Annotated in this window: 1 protein-coding gene; it reads left to right on the top strand. The window is 65.2% G+C overall.

Going from position 1 to position 1272, the window contains the following annotated elements:
• Window positions 1-119: 119 nt before the first annotated feature.
• A partial coding sequence (locus tag ACYVDE_RS23175) for a hypothetical protein (protein ID WP_460503894.1) occupies window positions 120-1272 on the top strand: 1153 nt, incomplete at its 3' end.

The raw sequence follows: 1272 nt of genomic DNA, 5'->3' as shown, positions 1-1272 counted from the left end.
CACGCGAGGTAGCCCGCGCCGTGCCCGAAGCCCGGGCGGGCGAGGCCTAGCCCCGGGCCCGCTGCTCTTCGTTTGCCATCTCTCACCACCGGTCGTTTCTTTCTCTGTTTCTGTTTCCGATGCCTGACTTTTCGCGTACCGCACCCATGCAGCGCTGGGTGGTGCCCGCTTTTTTCGGGGCTATTTTGGTATTGGGCTTGTTGCTTGTGGGTACTTACGGGCTGTCGCTCGACGAAAACCAGCAGCGCGATACGGGCATGATTAGCCTCAAGCACGTGGGGCAGCTTGTGGCCCCGGTGTGGGTGGCCAACGACGACGATTTCACCCGCTACAACACTCCACTCGACCAATATTTCGACCGCGACTACGGCGTGGCTTTTGAGGTGCCGGTGTGCCTGAGCGAGCGCCTGCTGCGCATCGAGGACGGCGGCGACAAGTTTCGCTTTCGGCACCTGTGCACTTTTCTGGTATGCTTCGGGGGGCTGATAGCCATGTTCCAACTGGCGCGCCGGCGCTTTGCCGACTGGCGACTGGGGCTGCTGGCCACCGTGTGGCTGCTGCTCTCGCCCCGCATGTTTGCCGACTCGTTCTACAACTGCAAGGACGCCGTGTTCATGGCCGTGTTTCTCATTGCCACCAACACGGGCGTGCGGCTGGTGCTGCGGCCCACGGCCGGGCGGCTGTTCTGGCACGCGCTGGCCTGCGCCATCACCATCGACGTGCGCATTATGGGCATTCTGCTGCCCATGGCTACCGTGGGGCTGCTGCTGTGGCGCGTGGTGCGCGGCGAGATAAGCTGGGGCCGCTGGGCCGGCACCACCGGGGCCTACCTGGTGCTGCTGGCTGCACTGGTGGTGGCGTTCTGGCCGTTTCTGTGGCCGGCCCCGCTCACCAACTTTCTGGAAGCGTTCGAGCACATGAAAACCTTCCGCTGGGACGGGGTGATGATGTACCGCGGCGAGTTCGTGCGGTCGACCGACCTGCCCTGGCACTACGCCCCGGTCTGGATTGGCATTACCACGCCGCTGCTCTACGTGGCAGCGGGGCTGCTGGGCATTGGCCTAGTGCTGCGCCAGCTGGGGCAGCAGAAATGGCGCCTGTGGCGCGATGAGGGCGGCTTGCAGGACCTGCTGTTTCTGGCGCTGTTTCTGGGCCCGCTGGTGGCCGTGATTGCGCTGCACTCGGTGCTGTACGACGGCTGGCGGCAGCTGTACTTCGTGTACCCGGCGCTGCTGCTGCTGGGCCTGCGTGGCTGGGTGGCCGCGGCCCGGT

Source organism: Hymenobacter agri, from assembly GCF_054778495.1.
Note: the sequence above shows the minus strand (reverse complement) of the source record. Positions and strands in the feature narration are given on the sequence as shown.